This is a genomic window from Vibrio sp. 10N.222.47.A9 (genome assembly GCF_963872585.1).
In the GTDB taxonomy this organism is placed as follows: domain Bacteria; phylum Pseudomonadota; class Gammaproteobacteria; order Enterobacterales; family Vibrionaceae; genus Vibrio; species Vibrio splendidus.
The window spans coordinates 1-13,380 of the sequence record NZ_CAWNBB010000030.1; the positions used below are offsets into that span (position 1 = coordinate 1).

Here is a 13,380-nt window from a genome sequence, read left to right on the forward strand (position 1 = left end):
GATATCATTTAAGATATCTAAATAATGGTGCGGTCGGAGAGACTTGAACTCTCACACCTCTCGGCGCCAGAACCTAAATCTGGTGCGTCTACCAATTCCGCCACGACCGCAGCAAAGCTTTTACTCTAGCGAAGAGTATAGTTAAGAAGACTTATGGTTTGTCTAAGTAACGTTGTTTGTTCTTCTTTCATAAAGAAAGAATGGTGGCTACTGCGGGATTCGAACCTGCGACCCCATCATTATGAGTGATGTGCTCTAACCAACTGAGCTAAGTAGCCATCTGAGAGCGGAGTAATATAATATAATCTCGCTTCCAATGCCATTATCTTTTTAAAGATAATTACACTTTAAATTGTGGCTGGGCTACCTGGATTCGAACCAGGGAATGCTGGCATCAAAAGCCAGTGCCTTACCGCTTGGCGATAGCCCAACAATGATATCATTTAAGATATCTAAATAATGGTGCGGTCGGAGAGACTTGAACTCTCACACCTCTCGGCGCCAGAACCTAAATCTGGTGCGTCTACCAATTCCGCCACGACCGCTTTACTTTCCTAAAAACTCTTTGTTGTTAAGAGACAGATGTTTAATAACAAACAGAGTGCTTAGGAAATGGTGGCTACTGCGGGATTCGAACCTGCGACCCCATCATTATGAGTGATGTGCTCTAACCAACTGAGCTAAGTAGCCATTTCCAAATTGTTGCTCATTTCGAAACGTTGCCGCTTCGTTGTGAACGGGGCGCATTATGCGGAGTTGAGCGAAACCCGTCAACTTTTTTTTTGAATAAATCGCGAATAAACATCTGTTCGGTTTCTTTTTAGGCAAAGAGGTGTATTTGTCGACAAAAAACAGGTCTAAAAGGCGATATATATAGGAAGTTAAGTTTTGGATGTGGGGCTATTTCTAAAGGGGGAAAACAAAAAGGCCAGTGAATTCACTGGCCTTTTTCCTAGATGTTTAATCAGAATTATACGTTGAAGCGGAAGTGAACTACGTCACCATCTTTAACGATGTATTCTTTGCCTTCAAGACGCCATTTACCTGCATCTTTTGCTCCGCTTTCACCGCCAAACTCGATGAAATGTTCGTAGCCAACTACTTCTGCACGGATGAAACCTTTCTCGAAGTCGGTGTGGATCTTACCAGCTGCTTGCGGCGCTGTTGCACCGATAGGAATAGTCCAAGCACGAACTTCTTTAACACCTGCAGTAAAGTAAGTTTGAAGAGTCAGTAGCTCGTAACCAGAGCGGATCACTCGGTTAAGGCCTGGTTCTTCGATGCCCATGTCAGCTAGGAACTCTTCACGATCTTCATCGTCAAGCTCAGAAAGTTCAGATTCGATTGCAGCACACACAGCAACAACAACGTTGTTCTCTTTTTCTGCATATTCGCGAACGGCATCTAGGTAAGGGTTGTTTTCAAAACCATCTTCAGCAACGTTTGCAATGTACATTGTTGGCTTAAGCGTTAGGAAGTTAAGGTAGTCGATTGCTGCTACTTCTTCTTTGCCAAGTTCAACAGTACGAGCCATACCACCTTCAGTCAGGATAGGTAGAAGCTTTTCAAGAACTGTAGTTTCAAATTTAGCGTCTTTATCTCCGCCTTTTGCTTTTTTAGCATTACGGAAGATTGCACGTTCACAGCTATCTAGATCGGCAAGAGCAAGCTCAAGGTTGATCACTTCGATATCTTCGATTGGAGATACTTTGCCTGAAACGTGAACGATGTTTTCGTTTTCAAAGCAGCGTACAACGTGACCGATAGCATCAGTTTCGCGGATGTTAGCTAGGAATTTGTTACCTAGACCTTCACCTTTAGATGCGCCAGCAACTAGGCCTGCGATATCTACGAATTCCATTGTCGTTGGAAGGATCTTCTGTGGATTAACAATTTTTGCTAATGCATCTAAGCGTAGATCTGGAACCGGAACGATACCTGTGTTTGGTTCGATTGTACAAAATGGAAAGTTTGCTGCTTCGATGCCTGCTTTAGTCAGTGCGTTAAACAGAGTTGACTTACCAACGTTTGGTAGACCAACGATGCCACATTTAAAACCCATGATATAAACCTTATTCTGCTTTGAACGTATGTAAGCGATTTTGTGCTTTTGGTAGGCCATCTTTTAATAAGATGTCTAGGCTACGAACCGATTCGTCAACGACAGCCTCGATACACTCTTGCTCTTTCGCAGGAGCTTTGCCTAATACATAACCTGCAACTTTATCTTTGTGTCCTGGATGGCCAATGCCTAATCTAAGACGATAGAATTCTTTATTGTTACCCTGCTTGCTGATGATGTCTTTCAGACCATTATGTCCACCATGACCACCACCTTTTTTAAACTTTCCAATACCAGGAGGAAGATCTAACTCATCGTGAGCGACCATGATCTCTTCTGGTTTAATTTGGTAGAACTTTGCTAAGGCAGCAACAGCTTTGCCTGACAAGTTCATAAAAGTCGTTGGGATCAGCAAGCGAAGATCTTCACCATGAACCATGATACGACCCGTTAGGCCAAAGAACTTTGGTTCGTTCTTTAGTGTCACGTTATGTACACGCGCTAATTCTTCAACTACCCAAGCACCCGCATTATGGCGAGTTTTGGCGTATTCTGGACCTGGATTAGCCAGTCCAACGAGAAGTTTTATTTGTTGGCTCAAGGTATGGATCTCTCTTGGGATTTCAAAAAGCGCCGTATGATATCACAGTTTATGAAAAAGGTGCGAGCTAGCTGATAGCAACACGATGATTCCTGACTGTGGTGAATTGCGGCTTAATATTGGTTAGACATAAAAAAAGCACTTCATTCAATGAAGTGCTTAATGTGTCTCTCTCACGAGTTTCTAAAACAAAGCTTTTCTACAACAAAGCTATAGAGCTTTGATTAGTTAAACATCGCTGAGATTGATTCTTCGTTGCTGATGCGGCGAATTGCTTCAGCAAGCATGCGAGAAAGGCTTAGCTCAGTCACTTTGCCTGTCGCAGCCATCTCTGGAGAAAGCTTGATTGAATCTGTAACAATAACTTGGTCTAGAACTGAGTTACGGATGTTTTCTGCAGCAGTACCAGAGAATACAGCGTGAGTTGCGTAAGCGAATACACGCTTAGCACCGCGCTCTTTAAGCGCTTCAGCTGCTTTACACAGTGTGCCACCAGTATCGATCATGTCATCAACGATAACACAGTCACGGCCTTCAACATCACCGATTAGGTTCATTACTTCAGAAACGTTAGCACGTGGACGACGCTTATCAACGATAGCGATGTCAACATCACCTAGCGCTTTAGCGGTTGCACGAGCACGTACAACACCACCAAGGTCTGGAGAAACCACTACTGGGTTTTCTAGGCCACGGTTAGCCATGTCTTCTAGAAGAACTGGAGTGCCGAAGATGTTATCAACAGGTACATCGAAGAAGCCTTGGATTTGCTCTGCGTGTAGGTCGATAGTAAGAACGCGGTCAACACCAACGTTAGAAAGGAAATCTGCAACAACTTTTGCAGTAATAGGCACACGAGCAGAACGTACACGACGATCTTGACGGGCATAACCGAAGTAAGGGATTACAGCAGTAATACGGCCAGCAGAAGCACGGCGCATTGCGTCAATCATTACCACCAATTCCATAAGGTTGTCATTGGTTGGTGCACAAGTTGATTGAATCAGGAATACATCGCTACCACGAACGTTTTCATTGATTTGAACAGCGACTTCGCCATCAGAAAAACGGTCTACAGTAGCATCGCCAAGAGAGATGTATAGACGATCAGCAATACGTTGGGCTAGTTCAGGTGTTGCGTTACCAGCAAATAGCTTCATATCAGGCACGGTGGAAACCTCGGGTTGCGTCCAGTTTTAAATAGATTGTGGGTGGGCTGATTGGTATTCAGCCAAAGTTTCTTTCAAAGGCGAAATGTTTCGTCCTCTCGCGACAAACGCGGAAACTGTGTCAGGCAGTTGCTCTAGCACCGATTCGGCTTCTTTTTTGCTGCTAAATTCAGCAAAAACGCATGAACCCGTACCAGTCAATCTCGACGGCGCGTATTGTAGCAGCCATGAAAGTTGCTTATCAACCTCTGGGTACAGCATTCGCACAATTTTTTCGCAATCGTTTACGTATTCTTGCTCTAGAAGCGTTGCTAGTGCTCGCTTCGGCGTATTTCGAGTTAATTCTGAATGTGTGAATATGTCTACAGTTGCTATGCTCACTTGAGGCTTAACAACGAGATACCATTTTTCATCCGGATTAGCAGGCTGTAGCTGTTCTCCAACCCCTTCAGCAAAGGCGGCGTGGCCTCGAACGAAGACCGGAACGTCTGCACCAAGCTGCAAACCGATTTCGGCAAGTTGATCATCCGAGAGGTTGAGTTGCCATAAATAATTAAGCGCGACCAGCACGGTTGCTGCATTTGAAGAGCCTCCGCCAATACCGCCTCCCATAGGCAACACTTTCTTGAGTTCAATATCCGCACCGAAAGACGTTGAGGTATATTGCTGCAGAGCAGTAGCGGCTTTCCAGATCAAGTTGTCTTCAAGTGCTACCCCAGGAATTTCTGGTGTGATTGTTATCGAGCTAGTTTCTGAGTTTGCACTAACCGTCAGTTCATCGCCAAACTCGACAAACTGAAATAAGGTCTGAAGTTCGTGATAACCATTATCGCGTCGGCCAGTGATATAGAGGAATAAATTCAGTTTAGCCGGAGAAGGCCAGTGGGTTGGCGTTGTTATCATTTTTTCAGTGTCCACTTCGAAACTACAATGTTGATTTTGTTCTCGTCTTGCTTGAATGACAATCGAGTAGGGAGTGGGATTGTCTCTACCTTAGTGTTGTCTTCACCAGATAATAGTTTACTCGGCATCTCTGTATTTCGATAGTTATCAAAATTCAGTGTCCATAGTTGGTTGCTAACTTGTTTGGTGAGAGATTCAAGCGTGTTGGTGGTGTTCAATTGGTAGCTATCGGCTTGGTCTGGAATGCCAAGGAACCATTGTGGTAGATGGTCAATGGGAATCTGTAATCCAGTAAGTTGCTCTACCAATACAGATGCACTTGCGTGAGTGAACACCTGATCATCATAAGTGACTACCTTGGCACCCGAACTGTCAATTGTGAGGTTCAAGGCGGTTTGACCAAGAAAAGTGGTCAGTCTTAATTGACTCCGATTTGGTGAATGCTTCCAAATGAAATTTAGGCTTTGGCGTTGCTCTGGAGAAATGTAAGCGAGCTTGCCTGAGGCTTGATAGTTTTCTATCTGTAAAAGCCGATCTTGGTGACTTTGCCACTCGACGCTGGTCGGTTGTTCTGGGATAGAAGAGCAACCCACCATAATTATGGTTATAAAAATAAGAGACGTGATTTTACGAAGCTTGCTCATATTTGCTCACAACTTGTTCAAATTTATCTAAAAAACGTCTCAACTATAGCATTGAATTCACGAAGTCAGGAAAACAAATCCCGCTTGCTCTTTAAATAGAGCCATGCATCAAGTAAAATTCGCCCCTTGTTTCCATTCCCTGATCGAGAACTTCTGATACATGTCTTTGCTTGCCGTAGGTATCAATCACAATACAGCGTCGGTTGAATTGCGAGAAAAAGTCGCTTTTGGTCCAGATAAATTATCTGAGGCACTCAAGCAACTTAACGCAAATGCACACGTAAATGGAAGTGTCATACTTTCTACCTGTAATCGAACTGAAGTGTATTGTGACGTCAAAGGCGTGGCAAAAAACAAGCTCATCGATTGGTTGTCAGTTTTCCATCAAGTTAGCCCTGAAGAGCTAAAACCCAGCATTTATATCCATGAAGAGCAGGCTGCGATTAAACATTTAATGCGCGTAGCTTGTGGTTTGGACTCCTTGGTATTGGGTGAGCCGCAGATCTTAGGTCAGGTGAAGCAAGCTTATACGGACTCGCGAGAGAACAAATCTGTTGATGCTTCAATGGAAAAACTGTTCCAGAAATCATTTTCTGTCGCCAAGCGTGTTCGAACTGAAACTGAAATTGGCGGAAGCGCGGTATCTGTTGCTTACGCAGCCTGTACGTTAGCTAAACACATCTTTGAGTCGATTGCCGATTCAACCGTGTTATTGGTTGGTGCGGGTGAGACGATTGAATTGGTGGCTAAACACCTTTCTGCGAATGGCTGCACTAAGATGATAGTGGCTAACCGAACTCGTGAGCGTGCTTTAGGGCTAGCTGAAGAGTTTGGTGCTGAAGTGATCAGTCTGAATGAGATTCCTGACCATTTGCATAGAGCGGATATCGTGATCAGCTCAACTGCAAGCCCGCTGCCTATTATTGGTAAGGGCATGGTAGAGACCGCACTTAAGACAAGAAAACATCAACCTATGTTGTTGGTTGATATTGCAGTTCCTCGTGATGTGGAATCTCAGGTCGGCGATCTGAATGATGCTTACCTATATTCCGTTGACGATTTGCAGTCGATCGTTGATGGCAATATTGAACAACGAAAAGTAGAAGCGATTCAAGCTGAAGCAATAGTTAGTGAAGAAAGCGCCGCGTTTATGAGTTGGATGCGTTCACTGCAAGCGGTAGACAGTATTCGTGATTACCGTAAATCGGCCAATGAAATCCGAGAAGATTTATTAAGTAAGAGTTTACAATCACTTGCCGCTGGCGGTGACCCTGAGAAAGTCTTACTTGAGCTAAGTAATAAGCTCACAAACAAATTGATCCATGCTCCAACGCGTGCACTTCAAAGTGCAGCTGAGCAAGGAGAACCTGCAAAATTAATGGTCATTAGACAGAGTTTGGGCTTAGAAAACCCTCAATAATATTCGACCTCCAACAGAATAAGACATTATGAAAGCCTCGATTCTAATAAAGCTTGAAACACTTGTTGAACGCTATGAAGAAGTTCAACATCTACTTGGTGATCCCGGTGTACTTGGGAATCAAGACAAATTCCGTGCCTTGTCAAAAGAGTATTCTCAATTAGAAGAGGTGACGGGGTGCTTCAAATCATACCAGCAAGCTCAAGAAGATTTAGAAGCTGCTGAAGAGATGGCAAATGAAGACGACGCAGAAATGCGCGAAATGGCTCAAGAAGAGATCAAAGATGCGAAAGCGAACATTGAACGTCTGACTGATGAGCTGCAAATTCTTCTGATTCCAAAAGATCCAAACGATGAGCGTAACTGTTTCTTAGAGATTCGTGCCGGTGCTGGTGGTGATGAAGCGGGTATTTTTGCGGGTAACCTTTTCCGCATGTACTCTAGATTTGCCGAGAAAAAAGGTTGGCGCGTTGAGGTGATGAGCAGCAATGTTTCAGAGCAGGGCGGCTTTAAAGAGATGATCGCTAAAATCAGTGGCGACGCTGTTTACGGCACAATGAAGTTCGAGTCTGGCGGTCACCGTGTACAACGTGTACCTGAGACTGAGTCTCAAGGTCGTGTTCATACATCAGCATGTACTGTTGCGGTTATGCCTGAGATCCCAGAAGCTGATCTACCAGAAATTAAAGCTGGCGATCTTAAGATTGATACTTTCCGTGCATCTGGCGCGGGTGGTCAGCACGTTAACACCACGGATTCAGCAATCCGTATTACTCACTTGCCAACCGGTACCGTAGTAGAGTGTCAAGACGAGCGTTCTCAGCATAAAAACAAAGCGAAAGCGATGGCTGTTCTTGCGGCTCGTATCGTTCAAGCTGAAGAAGAGCGTCGTGCTGCTGCGATTTCAGATACACGTCGTAACCTATTAGGTTCTGGTGACCGTAGTGACCGTATTCGTACGTACAACTACCCTCAAGGTCGTGTCTCTGATCACCGCATCAACTTAACTATCTACCGTCTGAACGAAGTTCTGGAAGGTGATATGCAAAGCCTACTTGATCCTGTTCTACAAGAGCACCAAGCCGATCAACTAGCAGCACTTGCTGAGCACAACTAATTACTATGCAGTCAGCATATACGGTTGAAAGTGCTTTAAAGTCAGCAATCGTACAGCTTCAAGAGGGCGATAACACATCGCCCTCGATTGATGCTGCGGTACTGCTTTGTCACGCTTTAGATAAACCTAGATCTTACCTACTGACTTGGCCTGAGAAGCATCTCACTTCAGAACAAGAATCCGAATTCCATACCCTTCTAAAACGTCGCTTAACCGGTGAGCCTGTGGCTTATATTGTTGGTGAACGTGAGTTTTGGTCGCTGCCGTTAAAGGTTTCGTCTTCTACTTTAATCCCGCGCCCGGATACCGAGCGTTTGGTTGAAGTCGCTTTGGATAAAACCTACGGCAAACAAGGTGCGATTCTAGATTTAGGCACGGGCACAGGTGCTATCGCGTTAGCATTGGCGTCTGAGATGCCGAATCGACCAGTGACGGGTATTGATCTTCGCCCTGAAGCGCAGCAACTTGCTACAGAAAACGCTCAGCGATTAAATATCACTAACGCCACTTTTTTACATGGCAGTTGGTTTGAGCCTTTGAACTCGGTGAATTCTGAAGAAGAAGCTGTGAAGTTCTCGTTGATTGTCTCGAACCCACCTTACATTGAGAAGAATGACCCTCATTTATCTCAAGGTGATGTGCGTTTTGAACCGATCACAGCGTTAGTTGCTGAAGAGAAAGGTTTAGCTGATATTCGATACATCTCTGAAAACGCACGCGGTTTTTTAGAAAACGAAGGCTGGCTAGCATTTGAACACGGCTATGACCAAGGCTTGGCGGTACGTGAGATAATGCAACAACTGGGCTACTTGGATGTGGTTACAGAAAAAGATTACGGTGGTAATGACCGAGTGACATTGGGTCGTTACTGTTCATAGGCTGCTGTTCATCATCTAGTGAGCAACAGATGATGAACTTGCTAAATTGATACCTTTAACCTCGACAATACACTTAACTCGATAATGCACTTAACGCGGAAATACAGAGAATTAACGCAGAAATACAGGGCATTAACGGGTATTGTTTGGCTCGTGTTAACGAAAGCACATATAAAAAATATAAAGGAATACCATGTACGAAGGTTTAAAACATTTTCACCTACTAACGATTGCTATAAGTGCGCTACTTCTTTCGATTCGTTTCGCTCTGATGATGGTTAACTCACCAAAGCTTAAGCATCCTTTCTTGCAGCGTTTCCCTCATATCAATGACTCGTTGCTGCTGCTATCGGGTATTGGTTTGATTTTTATCACTGGCTTTATTCCATTTACACCAGCAGCGCCATGGTTAACCGAAAAACTAACTTGTGTTATGGCTTACATCGCACTGGGCTTCTTTGCACTTAAGTTGGGTAAAAACAAGCTATTGAGAGTTTTCTCTTTTTTTGGTGCGCTTGGCTGGTTAGCGATGGCAGGCAAAATTGCAATGACTAAGACACCAACATTTTTCGGTTAATTATCTCCTTATTTCGGTTAGTTACGTATGTACGAATTTTTTGATGAAGACTTTGACCAGCTAGAGTTAGCTGAAGGTGCATTGATCTTAAATAAAGCGATTAACCCAGAAACTCAAGACAGCTGGGCTGAGCAAGAACTGGCGAGATTGTTAAAAGACGCTGAGTTTGCTTTGGTTAATGAAACCGACGAGCAACAGAAGTTTGAATCTTTTATTCGACTATTTTTTTATGAGTGGGGCTTCGCAGGCGATAAAGACGCTTACTTCTCATCGGAAAACGCGTTTATCGATAAAGTGCTCGAGAGAAAGAAAGGCATCCCTGTCAGTCTTGGGGCAATCTTCCTTTTTCTTGGTCGCAAGCTAGGCTTCCCTGTAGAGGGTGTCTCTTTTCCGACTCAGTTTCTGCTTAAAGTGAGTTGGTACGGGCAAGCAGCCGTCTATATTAATCCTTACAACGGTGAGTATGTTGGAGTGCAAACTTTACGAGCTTGGTTAATCGGACATGATGGCCCACTCGCTAAGGTGAAAGCGGAGCACTTAGAGGTTGCCGACCACCCAACGATTATTGGTAAGTGGCTAGCGTTGCTTAAGAGTGCATTACTGCGAGAAGAGCGTTATACGCTTGCATTGAAGTGTACCGATCTTGCGTTAACGTTTGTGCCGGATGATCCGTACGAAATCCGTGACCGTGGCTTTATTTATCAGCAGCTAGACTGTCATCAAGTTGCAGCAACGGATTATCAATACTTTATCGACCAATGCCCAGATGACCCTGCATCTGAGTTGCTAAAATCTCAAGTGAACGTCATGAACGAAAAGACAGTGGTTGTTCACTAATTAATAATTATTTAGAGAGAATATGATGGAACAGAAAACAGTTCACATTGGTGATATGCCAATTGCTAACGACAAGCCATTTACGCTATTTGCAGGCATGAACGTTCTTGAATCACGCGATCTAGCAATGCAGATCTGTGAGCACTACGTGAAAGTCACAGAGAAGTTGGGCATCCCTTACGTATTTAAGGCGTCTTTCGATAAAGCAAACCGCAGCTCAGTTCACTCATACCGTGGTCCAGGTATGGAAGAAGGTCTTAAAATCTTCCAAGAACTGAAAGATACCTTTGGCGTGAAAATTATCACGGATATCCACACAGAAGCTCAAGCTCAGCCTGTTGCAGATGTGGTTGATGTAATCCAGCTTCCAGCGTTTCTTGCTCGTCAAACTGACCTTGTTGAAGCGATGGCTAAGACCGGTGCTGTAATCAACGTGAAGAAGCCTCAGTTCATGAGCCCAGATCAAGTGGGTAATATCGTTGATAAGTTTGCTGAGTGTGGCAACGACAACATCATTCTTTGTGAACGTGGTTCTTGCATGGGTTATGACAACTTAGTTGTTGATATGCTTGGTTTCGGTGTAATGAAAAAATCATCAAACGGCAGCCCAATTATCTTTGATGTGACTCACGCGCTTCAAATGCGTGATCCATCAGGTGCTGCCTCTGGCGGTCGTCGTGAGCAAACGGTTGAACTAGCTAAAGCTGGCATTGCGACGGGTATTGCTGGTCTGTTTCTTGAGGCACACCCGAACCCTGATCAAGCACGCTGTGATGGCCCATCGGCGCTACCTCTAGATAAACTAGAGCCGTTCTTGAAGCAAATGAAAGCACTTGATGACCTTATCAAAGGCTTCGACCACATCGATATCAAATAGCTTTGGCTGATGCTAAATAACTAGCATTAAATCGCTAATTTTAATGAATTTAAGTGGTTATTTAACTGCATAAGATAAACGCCCAACTCTTAGAGTTGGGCGTTTTTGTTTAACGGACATCCGTTTAGTGAATTAAAGCCTCGGCCTATTTTGACGATGACCAAGTTGTTTTTCGATGACTAAGCTATTTTTCGATGACTAAGCTGTGTAGTCGTTAGCTAACCTGTTTTTCAGAGTACTAATCAACGGCAGATGATTAATTCTTTGTTAACAGAACCTCTGATTCCCTAAGAAAGTGGTATAGGTGTGTGAGGTCTGTCCTGTTTATAGTAAATTACTGATGTTCATCACACTTTATAAGTAAACGATTGCCTGTGATGCAGGGGAAGTTTGAGTGTAATCTCATAATTTTGTTACACTTAACTGCCGATCTATGCGTGACCAATTCGACATAAATATGAAATCGTCGTGTTACATCTAGAATGTTAATTTAAGATTAGTCATGTTGAAGTCTTATTGTTCGAACTCCAGGAAAGGGGTCGCAATAGATTATAAAAAGCAGTGGATTCCCCTAAAAAGTTCAAAGGTATGACAATGAAGCAACGCCTTATTCTAAAGACAGCACTAAGTGCTGCAATCCTAGCTACTCTAGCTGGGTGTGCGTCTCAATCAACTCAAGATTGGAACCAAGACGAAACTTACAAGCTAACGGTTCTGCACACTAACGACAACCATGGTCGTTTTTGGCAGAACAAATACGGTGAATACGGCATGTCTGCGCGTAAAACGCTTGTTGACCAACTTCGTGCTGAAGTTGAAGCAGAAGGCGGTAGCGTGTTGCTTCTATCTGGTGGTGACATCAACACCGGTGTGCCAGAGTCAGATCTTCAGGATGCAGAACCTGATTTCAAAGGTATGAATAAAATTGGTTACGATGCAATGGCATTGGGTAACCACGAGTTTGATAACTCATTAGACGTACTACAAAAACAGATCGACTGGGCTAACTTCCCAATGCTATCTGCAAACATCTATGACAAAGCAACAGGTGAACGCAAGTTCCAAGCTTACGAGATGTTTGAAAAGCAAGGTATCAAGATTGCGGTTATCGGTCTAACCACTGAAGATACGGCAAAAATCGGTAACCCTGAGTTTATCGCGAGCATTGATTTCCGTGACCCTAAAGAAGAAGCGAAGAAGCTGATCGCTGAACTTAAAGAAACAGAGAAGCCAGATTTAATCTTCGCTGTGACTCACATGGGTCACTACGAAAACGGCCAACGTGGTGTTAACGCACCGGGTGATGTAGCACTTGCTCGTTACCTAAACGAAGGCGACCTAGACATGATCGTTGGTGGTCACTCTCAAGAGCCTGTATGTATGGAAGGCCCTAACGTTGCGAAGAAAAACTTCAAGCCGGGTGATGAGTGTAAACCAGACGTACAGAACGGTACCTACATTGTTCAAGCTCACGAGTGGGGCAAGTACGTAGGTCGTGCTGATTACGAATTCCGTAACGGCGAACTAGAGATGGTGAGCTACGATCTGGTTCCAGTTAACCTTAAGAAGAAAGTTAAGATTGACGGTAAGAAGCAACGTGTTCTTATTCAAGATGAGATCGCACAAGATCCAGAGTTGCTTGAATTCCTACGTCCTTTCCAAGAGCAAGGTCAAGCACAGCTAGAAGTTCAAATTGCTGAGACAAATGGCAAGCTTGAAGGCGATCGTAACGTGGTGCGTTTCCAACAAACTAACCTAGGTCGTTTGATTGCGACTTCTCACATGGAGCGTGCACAAGCAGACTTCGCTGTGATGAACTCTGGTGGCGTTCGTGACTCAATTGAAGCGGGCAATGTCACTTACAAAGATGTACTGAAGGTACAACCTTTTGCAAACATCCTGACTTACACAGACATGACAGGTAAAGAAGTTCTAGATTACCTAAACGTTGTGGCGACGAAACCAATCGATTCTGGTGCTTACGCGCAGTTCGCTGGCATTTCAATGACAGTAGCAAACGGTGAAGTATCGAATGTCTTCATCGGTGGCAAACAGCTTCGTTTAGACGAAACATACCGTTTCACAGTGCCAAGCTTCAACGCGGCTGGTGGCGACGGTTACCCTAAACTGTCAGATCACCCTGGTTACGTGAACACAGGTTTTGTTGATGCTGAAGTACTGAAAGAGTACCTAGAAGCAAATAGCCCAGTTGACGTGAACAAGTACGCACCTTCTGGTCAAATGGTTTACAAGTAATTAAACCCAGTTGATAGAGTCAATAGGTGCTAAATTAGA

Annotated in this window: 12 protein-coding genes and 5 tRNA genes; 7 read left to right on the forward strand and 10 right to left on the reverse strand. The window is 44.1% G+C overall.

The genetic code is table 11. The annotated features are described in order from the left end of the window. Positions 1-25: 25 nt before the first annotated feature. From AACT19_RS08335 to lolB, 10 genes are all read right to left on the reverse strand, one after another. A tRNA-Leu gene (locus tag AACT19_RS08335) sits at positions 26-110 on the reverse strand. A 91-nt stretch (positions 111-201) separates the two neighbouring features. Further along, positions 202-278, reverse strand: a tRNA-Met gene (locus AACT19_RS08340). A 77-nt stretch (positions 279-355) separates the two neighbouring features. Further along, positions 356-430: transfer RNA gene (locus tag AACT19_RS08345), tRNA-Gln, on the reverse strand. 30 nt (positions 431-460) lie between these two features. Further along, a tRNA-Leu gene (locus AACT19_RS08350) sits at positions 461-545 on the reverse strand. A gap of 68 nt (positions 546-613) precedes the next feature. Continuing rightward, positions 614-690, reverse strand: a tRNA-Met gene (locus AACT19_RS08355). Positions 691-970: 280 nt separating this feature from the next. Beyond that, entirely contained in the window at positions 971-2,062 is a 1,092-nt protein-coding gene (ychF, locus tag AACT19_RS08360; RefSeq protein ID WP_026012356.1) for a redox-regulated ATPase YchF, read from the reverse strand. A gap of 10 nt (positions 2,063-2,072) precedes the next feature. Next, complete coding sequence (gene pth / locus AACT19_RS08365; RefSeq protein ID WP_010439162.1) at positions 2,073-2,663, reverse strand: aminoacyl-tRNA hydrolase; 591 nt, start codon at positions 2,661-2,663, stop codon at positions 2,073-2,075. A gap of 224 nt (positions 2,664-2,887) precedes the next feature. Continuing rightward, positions 2,888-3,832, reverse strand: a complete 945-nt coding sequence (locus AACT19_RS08370; RefSeq protein WP_012603389.1) for a ribose-phosphate pyrophosphokinase — start codon at positions 3,830-3,832, stop codon at positions 2,888-2,890. Between the two features lie 27 nt (positions 3,833-3,859). Beyond that, positions 3,860-4,735 carry a 4-(cytidine 5'-diphospho)-2-C-methyl-D-erythritol kinase gene (ispE, locus tag AACT19_RS08375; protein ID WP_004736233.1) on the reverse strand — a complete coding sequence of 292 codons (876 nt, stop codon included), beginning with the start codon at positions 4,733-4,735 and terminating at the stop codon, positions 3,860-3,862. Continuing rightward, positions 4,732-5,379, reverse strand: coding sequence for a lipoprotein insertase outer membrane protein LolB (gene lolB / locus AACT19_RS08380; protein ID WP_076645982.1), 648 nt, complete (start codon positions 5,377-5,379; stop codon positions 4,732-4,734). The genes ispE and lolB overlap by 4 nt, the downstream gene beginning before the upstream one ends. A gap of 160 nt (positions 5,380-5,539) precedes the next feature. Here lolB and hemA point away from each other — a divergent pair, with 160 nt between their 5' ends. From hemA to ushA, 7 genes are all read left to right on the forward strand, one after another. Then, the gene (hemA, locus tag AACT19_RS08385) at positions 5,540-6,799 is read left to right on the forward strand and encodes a glutamyl-tRNA reductase (protein ID WP_004736235.1); all 1,260 of its coding nucleotides are present in this window, start codon (positions 5,540-5,542) and stop codon (positions 6,797-6,799) included. A 28-nt stretch (positions 6,800-6,827) separates the two neighbouring features. Further along, positions 6,828-7,916, forward strand: a complete 1,089-nt coding sequence (gene prfA, locus AACT19_RS08390; RefSeq protein ID WP_004736236.1) for a peptide chain release factor 1 — start codon at positions 6,828-6,830, stop codon at positions 7,914-7,916. A gap of 5 nt (positions 7,917-7,921) precedes the next feature. Next, a complete protein-coding gene (gene prmC / locus AACT19_RS08395; protein ID WP_076645983.1) occupies positions 7,922-8,794 on the forward strand; it encodes a peptide chain release factor N(5)-glutamine methyltransferase in 873 nt (290 codons plus the stop codon). 193 nt (positions 8,795-8,987) lie between these two features. Further along, positions 8,988-9,371, forward strand: coding sequence for a SirB2 family protein (locus AACT19_RS08400; RefSeq protein WP_004736238.1), 384 nt, complete (start codon positions 8,988-8,990; stop codon positions 9,369-9,371). 27 nt (positions 9,372-9,398) lie between these two features. Beyond that, a complete protein-coding gene (locus AACT19_RS08405) occupies positions 9,399-10,208 on the forward strand; it encodes a SirB1 family protein (protein ID WP_017084479.1) in 810 nt (269 codons plus the stop codon). A 22-nt stretch (positions 10,209-10,230) separates the two neighbouring features. Further along, the gene (kdsA, locus tag AACT19_RS08410; RefSeq protein WP_175400146.1) at positions 10,231-11,085 is read left to right on the forward strand and encodes a 3-deoxy-8-phosphooctulonate synthase; all 855 of its coding nucleotides are present in this window, start codon (positions 10,231-10,233) and stop codon (positions 11,083-11,085) included. Positions 11,086-11,679: 594 nt separating this feature from the next. Beyond that, entirely contained in the window at positions 11,680-13,341 is a 1,662-nt protein-coding gene (ushA, locus tag AACT19_RS08415; protein ID WP_004736242.1) for a bifunctional UDP-sugar hydrolase/5'-nucleotidase UshA, read from the forward strand. Positions 13,342-13,380: the final 39 nt, after the last annotated feature.

What these genes read in the sequence shown, in the direction of transcription:
- ychF (WP_026012356.1), bottom strand. Translation starts at nt 2,062, where the DNA reads ATGGGTTTTAAATGTGGCATCGTTGGTCTACCAAACGTTGGTAAGTCA.
- AACT19_RS08405 (WP_017084479.1), top strand. Translation starts at nt 9,399, where the DNA reads ATGTACGAATTTTTTGATGAAGACTTTGACCAGCTAGAGTTAGCTGAA.
- ushA (WP_004736242.1), top strand. Translation starts at nt 11,680, where the DNA reads ATGAAGCAACGCCTTATTCTAAAGACAGCACTAAGTGCTGCAATCCTA.
- hemA (WP_004736235.1), top strand. Translation starts at nt 5,540, where the DNA reads ATGTCTTTGCTTGCCGTAGGTATCAATCACAATACAGCGTCGGTTGAA.
- kdsA (WP_175400146.1), top strand. Translation starts at nt 10,231, where the DNA reads ATGATGGAACAGAAAACAGTTCACATTGGTGATATGCCAATTGCTAAC.
- AACT19_RS08400 (WP_004736238.1), top strand. Translation starts at nt 8,988, where the DNA reads ATGTACGAAGGTTTAAAACATTTTCACCTACTAACGATTGCTATAAGT.
- ispE (WP_004736233.1), bottom strand. Translation starts at nt 4,735, where the DNA reads ATGATAACAACGCCAACCCACTGGCCTTCTCCGGCTAAACTGAATTTA.
- prmC (WP_076645983.1), top strand. Translation starts at nt 7,922, where the DNA reads ATGCAGTCAGCATATACGGTTGAAAGTGCTTTAAAGTCAGCAATCGTA.
- lolB (WP_076645982.1), bottom strand. Translation starts at nt 5,379, where the DNA reads ATGAGCAAGCTTCGTAAAATCACGTCTCTTATTTTTATAACCATAATT.
- prfA (WP_004736236.1), top strand. Translation starts at nt 6,828, where the DNA reads ATGAAAGCCTCGATTCTAATAAAGCTTGAAACACTTGTTGAACGCTAT.